Source organism: Kitasatospora sp. NPDC091257 (genome assembly GCF_044757675.1).
Lineage (GTDB): Bacteria > Actinomycetota > Actinomycetes > Streptomycetales > Streptomycetaceae > Kitasatospora > Kitasatospora lactacystinica.
Map to the genome: position 1 here is coordinate 1 of NZ_JBIVVI010000534.1, position 5,902 is coordinate 5,902.

A 5,902-nucleotide genomic window follows, 5' to 3' on the forward strand; every position below is an offset into this window, starting at 1 on the left:
CCCCGGCCGCATGGCAGACTCCTCACCTGCCATGCCGGCGGCCGAAGCGGGCCGCACCCGGGGATCGGGTCGCATGGCGGTAGTCAACAGGGGGATTTGAACTCATGTCACCGATATCCCGGCCGGGCCGTGCCGTCCTGGGCGCCTCCGTCGCCGCGCTGACCATGGTGGTCGCCACCGCGTGCGGCCCCGACAACGCCGATCCGGCCGTGACCGCGGCTCCCAGCGTCGCGGCCAGCGCCGCCGGCACCCCGGGCGCGGCGCCGATCAAGCTTCCGACGCTCGAAGAGCTGAAGACCTGGAAGCTGGAGGACTGGGACAAGTGGGCCCAGGCGAACGTGATCACCCCGGCGGTCAAGGGCTACTGGACCCTGCAGAAGCTGCTGGAGGCCAAGCCGAAGCCGCTGCCCCAGCCCGCCCCGGAGGCGACCCAGCCGCCCGCGCAGCCCACCGGCGCCGCGTCGGCCACCAGCGCGCCCACCGCCGCCCAGCCCACCGCGGCCCAGCCGGGCGGCGGCGCGGACCAGCTGCCCGCTGTGGTCCCGGCCAAGCCCGTGGCGCACCCGTTCCCGAAGAACATGCACGTCAACGGCAAGATCTTCTTCAAGGACGGCAACGAGGACTACGTGTGCTCCGGCACCGTCGTCTCCGACCCGGCCAACCCGGGCAAGAGCAACCTGGTGTGGACCGCCAGCCACTGCCTGCACGGCGGCAAGGGCAACAAGTACTACACCGACATCACCTTCGCCCCGGCCTTCAACAGCAACGGCGTGCTGAGCAACGGCAACAAGCAGGCCAAGCTGGAGGACGCCGAGCCGTACGGCGAGTGGACCGCCACCTCCGGCATGGTCTCGCCGCAGTGGGCCGGCGAGGCCGACCCGGAGAAGGGCGGCCCGTGGAGCCAGTACGACTTCGGCATCATCAAGGTCTCCAACCCCAACCCGGGCGGCAAGTCGCTGGAGGAGACCGTCGGCGGTTCCGTCCCGCTCTGGTTCAACGCCCCGCGTGACCAGGTCGGCGCCGTCAGCAACTACGGCTTCCCCGAGGGCAAGCCCTTCGACGGCGTGGAGCTGGAGCACTGCGACGGCGGCAAGCCGTCCAAGAAGACCGGCGACCCGAGCCGCCCGGCGATGCTGCTGATCGGCTGCAACATGACCGGCGGCAGCAGCGGCGGCGGCTGGTACGCGACCAAGGACGGCAAGCCGGCGCTGGTCAGCGACACCTCCATCGGCAACGGCGCGAACACCTACGAGGCCGGTCCGTACCTGGAGGACGTGGCCCAGCACATGTTCGAGTACTTCTCGAAGAAGGCCAAGTGATCAAGGCCCGGTGATCAGGGCCGGGTGATCAGGGGCCGCGGCAGGACTGCCGCGGCCCCCGCTTTTTCCGTCGCACGGGCCGCTCCTCCTACAATCGGCCCCATCATGAGCGCGACACTCGTAGTCAAGGACCTCAGCGCCGGCCACGGCGAACGCACCCTCTTCTCCGGCCTGGACCTGGTCGTCGCCCCCGGCGACGTGATCGGCCTGGTCGGCGTGAACGGTGCCGGCAAGTCGACCCTGCTGCGGCTGCTGGCCGGCCTGGACGCCCCCGAGGGCGGCTCGCTGCGGCTGAGCCCGGCGAGCGCCAACGTCGGCCACCTGCCGCAGGAGCCGGAGCGGCGCGAGGGCGAGTCGGTGCGCGACTTCCTGGCCCGCCGCACCGGGGTGGCGGCCGCGCAGGCCGCGCTGGACGAGGCCACCGAGGGCCTGGTCGAGGGCCGGGCGGGCGCCGACGACGCGTACGCCGTCGGCCTGGAGCGCTGGCTGGACCTCGGCGGCGCCGACCTGGAGGAGCGCGCCGAGGAGGTCGCCGACTCGCTCGGGCTGAAGGTCTCGCTGGACCTGCCGATGACCGCCCTGTCCGGCGGCCAGGCCGCCCGGGCCGGCCTCGCCTCGCTGCTGCTCTCCCGCTACGACGTCTTCCTGCTCGACGAGCCCACCAACGACCTCGACCTGGACGGTCTGGAGCGCCTGGAGGCCTTCGTCAAGGGCCTGCGCACGGGCACCGTGCTGATCAGCCACGACCGCGAGTTCCTGGCCCGCACCGTGACCAAGGTGCTGGAGCTGGACCTGCACCAGCAGCAGGTCAACCTGTACGGCGGCGGCTACGAGGCGTACCTGGAGGAGCGGGCGGTGGCCCGTCGGCACGCCCGCGAGGAGTACGACGAGTACGCCGACACCAAGGCCGGGCTGGAGGCCCGGGCGCGGATGCAGCGCGGCTGGATGGAGAACGGCGTGCGCAACGCCCGCCGCAAGTCCTCCGACAACGACAAGATCGGGCGCGCGATGCGCACCGAGTCCACCGAGAAGCAGGCCGCCAAGGCCCGGCAGACCCAGCGGATGATCGAGCGGCTGGACGTGGTCGACGAGCCCCGCAAGGAGTGGGAGCTGCGGATGGAGATCGCCACCGCGCCGCGCTCCGGCTCGGTGGTCGCCACCCTGCGCGGGGCGAGCGTGCGACGCGGGGACTTCGCCTTCGGCCCGGTGGACCTGCAGATCGACTGGGCCGACCGGGTCGCCATCACCGGCGCCAACGGCGCGGGCAAGTCCACCCTGCTGGCCGCCCTGCTCGGCCGGCTGGAGCTGGACGGCGGGAGCGCCTCGCTGGGCTCCGGCGTGGTGGTCGGCGAGGTGGACCAGGCGCGCGGCCTGTTCCTGGGCGGTGAGCCGCTGCTGGAGGCCTTCGCGGCCGCCGTGCCGGAGCTCGCGCCGGAGGACGTGCGCACGCTGCTGGCCAAGTTCGGCCTCAAGGCGGTGCACGTGCTGCGTCAGGCCGCCACCCTCTCCCCCGGCGAGCGCACCCGGGCCGCGCTGGCGCTGCTACAGGCCCGTGGGGTCAACCTGCTGGTGCTGGACGAGCCCACCAACCACCTGGACCTGCCGGCGATCGAGCAGCTGGAGTCCGCGCTCGGCTCGTACACCGGCACCCTGCTGCTGGTCACCCACGACCGGCGGATGCTGGACACGGTGTCGGTGAACCGCCGGATCGAGGTCCGGGACGGGCGGGTGCACGAGCTCTGAGCCGGCACCGACCCGGCGATTGGTCTCTACCTCCCGGTCTGTACCTATCGGTCTGTACCTATCGGTCTGTACCTCTTCCCGGAGGGGCCGTCATGTGCTGTGCTGTCCGCCATGGTTGACAGCACAGACAGCGCCGTGGCGGGGACGTCCCACCCGACCGTCCCGCTCGCCCCCATGACGGTGCCCGCCCACGAGGCCGAGGCCCGCAGCAGGTCCTTCCACAACGTGATGGCCCGGCGCCGGACCGTCCGCGACTACTCCACCCGCCCGCTCCCGGACGGGGTCGTCGAGTGGGCGATCCGGACGGCCGGCACCGCGCCCAGCGGCGCGCACGTCCAGCCCTGGCGGTTCGTGGTGATCACCGACCCGGAGCGCAAGCGGCGGCTGCGCGAGGCGGCCGAGACCGAGGAGCGCGAGTTCTACGGCCACCGGGCGTCGGAGGAGTGGCTGGCCGCCCTCGCTCCGATCGGCACCGACTGGCGCAAGCCGTTCCTGGAGGACGCGCCGGCCGTGATCGTGGTGTTCGAGGTGCACAAGGGCCCCGACTCGCCGCGCCCGTACTACACCAAGGAGTCGGTGGGGATCGCCGTCGGGCTGCTGCTGGCCACGCTGCACCAGGCCGGGCTGGCCACGCTGACCCACACCCCGAGTCCGATGAAGTTCCTCAACGAGGTGTGCGACCGCCCGGCGGAGGAGCGCGCGGCGTACGTGATCCCGGTCGGCTACCCGGCCGAGGGGGCGCGCGTGCCGGACCTGCGGCGCAAGGAGCTCGACGAGGTGATGGTCCGGCTCTGACGCGCCGGGGCGCGGGCGGGCGCGCCCGCCACCGGGGGGACACCGGATGGTGACAGGTCCCGGCCAAGGACATAATCGCCGTCATGAGCCAAGCACAGTCGCGGTCCTGCGGCCTCGCCCCGCCGGTGGCGGCGGTGACCACCGGGCGGCCGCCGGAACGGCTGCGGCTGCCCGGCGGCCTCTGGCTGCGGCGCCGCCGCAGCACCCACGCGGCCGCGCTGAACCGGGCCGTCCGCGCCAACCTGGACCACCTGCGGCCCTGGATGGAGTGGGCGGCCGAGGCCCCCTCCCGGGCCCGGACCGCCGAGCTGACCAGGGCCGGCGCGGCCGCCTGGGAGGCCGGCACCGACTTCATGTACCTGGCCGGCCTGGACGCCGAACCCGGCGGCGTGATCGGCGCCTTCGGCCTGCACGGGCGGATCGGGCCGGGCGCGCTGGAGATCGGCTACTGGGTCGCCACCGGGCACGTCGGCCGCGGCATCGCCACCGCCGCGGCCGGGGCACTGACCGAGGCCGCGCTGGCACTGCCCGGGATCACCCGGGTGGAGATCCGCTGCGACCGGGCGAACGGCGCCAGCGCGGCCGTCCCGCGCAAGCTCGGCTACCGGCTGGACCGGGTCGCCGAGACCGCCGTCCGGGCTCCGGGCGAGACCGGACGGCAGCTGGTGTGGGTGATGGAGCGCTGACTCCCGGCGCGGCACCGGCTCCCGGCGCGGCACCGGCTCCCGGCGCGGCACCGGCTCCCGGCGGGCCACCGACCCCCGGCGCGGCACCGCCCGCGCTCGCTGCGCCGCCTCAGTAACGCTCGCCGGTCGCGGCCGGGAGCGCGTCCAGCTCGGCCAGGTCCGCCGCCGAGAGCTCGATCCCGGCCGCGCCCACGTTGTCCACCAGGTAGCGCGGCGTCCGGGTGCCCGGGATCGGGAAGACGTACCGGCCCTGCGCCAGCACCCAGGCCAGCGCCACCTGCGCGGGACTGGCACCGGTCCGTCCGGCGACCGCCCGGACCTTCTCGACCAGCGCCAGGTTGGCCTTCAGCGCGTCCTGCTGGAAGCGCGGCAGCCGGCGGCGGAAGTCGTCGGCGGACAGTTCGTCGAAGGAGGTGATGCCGCCGGTCAGGAAGCCCCGGCCGAGCGGCGAGAACGGCAGGAAGGCGATGCCCTGCTCCTCGGTGTACGGCAGCACCTCGGCCAGCACGTCCCGGGTCCACAGCGACAGTTCGGACTGCACCGAGGCCACCGGGTGCACGGACTGCGCCCGCTTGATCTCCTCGACCGTCGGCTCGGAGAGCCCGATGCTCCGGGCCTTGCCGGCCGCGACGGCCTCGGCGAACGCGCCCCAGGTCTCCTCGATCGGGACGTCCGGGTCGACCCGGTGCAGCTGGTAGAGGTCGACGTGGTCGGTGCCCAGCCGGCGCAGGCTCTCGTCGATCGAGCGGCGCACGTGCTCGGGCCGGCCGTTGCGCTCCTGCTGGCCCGCACCGCCCGGCACGATGCCCACCTTGGTGGCCAGGAAGGCGCGCTCCCGGTACGGCCCGGCCAGCGCGGCGCCGACCACCTCCTCGTTGGTGTACGGGCCGTACATGTCGGCGGTGTCGATCAGGCCGACGCCGAGGTCCAGCGCCTGCCGGATCACCCGGACGGAGTTCTCGTCGTCCCGGCTCCCCATGTCGTAGGCCCAGGTCATGCCCATGCAGCCGAGGCCGATGACGCCGATCTCGGGGCCGCCGGTACCGAACGGGGCGTTGCGCATGAGGGTGCTCCCATCGTGGGTTTCGCGGCTTCCGTGACGGTGGCCGCAGCAGTGGTTCGCGTGGTGGTGCGTTCGTTGCCCTCAGCTTTCACCTTGGAGTGCACTCCAGGTCAAGTCCCTTTCGAAGCCCGCCCCGTCGCCGTCTTAACCGTTCCTAAAACCTGCCCCCGGTGAGGCGTCCGGGGCCGGGAAGTGCTTGACGTGCACAGCTGGTCTAGTCCAGTTTGATGCTCAGCACCGCGCTCCCCCGCACCGCGCTCCCCCACACCCGGAACACCCCCAGGCCGCCGCCCGCC

The 5,902-nt window shown here is 73.3% G+C and carries 5 protein-coding genes; 4 read left to right on the forward strand and 1 reads right to left on the reverse strand.

The window, feature by feature from the left end; all coding sequences use genetic code 11:
* The first annotated feature begins 104 nt into the window (after positions 1–104).
* The 4 genes from ACIQOV_RS23605 (at position 105) to ACIQOV_RS23620 (ending at position 4,543) form a co-directional block, all read left to right on the forward strand.
* Complete coding sequence (locus tag ACIQOV_RS23605) at positions 105–1,319, forward strand: trypsin-like serine peptidase (RefSeq protein WP_401051437.1); 1,215 nt, start codon at positions 105–107, stop codon at positions 1,317–1,319.
* A gap of 105 nt (positions 1,320–1,424) precedes the next feature.
* On the forward strand, positions 1,425–3,062 hold the full coding sequence (locus tag ACIQOV_RS23610) for an ABC-F family ATP-binding cassette domain-containing protein (protein WP_380538724.1): 1,638 nt from the start codon (positions 1,425–1,427) through the stop codon (positions 3,060–3,062).
* A 111-nt stretch (positions 3,063–3,173) separates the two neighbouring features.
* Positions 3,174–3,857, forward strand: coding sequence for a nitroreductase family protein (locus ACIQOV_RS23615; protein WP_401051440.1), 684 nt, complete (start codon positions 3,174–3,176; stop codon positions 3,855–3,857).
* A gap of 83 nt (positions 3,858–3,940) precedes the next feature.
* On the forward strand, positions 3,941–4,543 hold the full coding sequence (locus ACIQOV_RS23620) for a GNAT family N-acetyltransferase (protein ID WP_380538722.1): 603 nt from the start codon (positions 3,941–3,943) through the stop codon (positions 4,541–4,543).
* Positions 4,544–4,652: 109 nt separating this feature from the next.
* On the opposite strand, the gene ACIQOV_RS23625 is transcribed toward ACIQOV_RS23620, so the two are convergent.
* Complete coding sequence (locus ACIQOV_RS23625; protein ID WP_401051442.1) at positions 4,653–5,606, reverse strand: aldo/keto reductase; 954 nt, start codon at positions 5,604–5,606, stop codon at positions 4,653–4,655.
* Between the last annotated feature and the right edge of the window lie 296 nt (positions 5,607–5,902).

What these genes read in the sequence shown, in the direction of transcription:
- ACIQOV_RS23605 (WP_401051437.1), top strand. Translation starts at nt 105, where the DNA reads ATGTCACCGATATCCCGGCCGGGCCGTGCCGTCCTGGGCGCCTCCGTC.
- ACIQOV_RS23610 (WP_380538724.1), top strand. Translation starts at nt 1,425, where the DNA reads ATGAGCGCGACACTCGTAGTCAAGGACCTCAGCGCCGGCCACGGCGAA.
- ACIQOV_RS23615 (WP_401051440.1), top strand. Translation starts at nt 3,174, where the DNA reads ATGGTTGACAGCACAGACAGCGCCGTGGCGGGGACGTCCCACCCGACC.
- ACIQOV_RS23620 (WP_380538722.1), top strand. Translation starts at nt 3,941, where the DNA reads ATGAGCCAAGCACAGTCGCGGTCCTGCGGCCTCGCCCCGCCGGTGGCG.
- ACIQOV_RS23625 (WP_401051442.1), bottom strand. Translation starts at nt 5,606, where the DNA reads ATGCGCAACGCCCCGTTCGGTACCGGCGGCCCCGAGATCGGCGTCATC.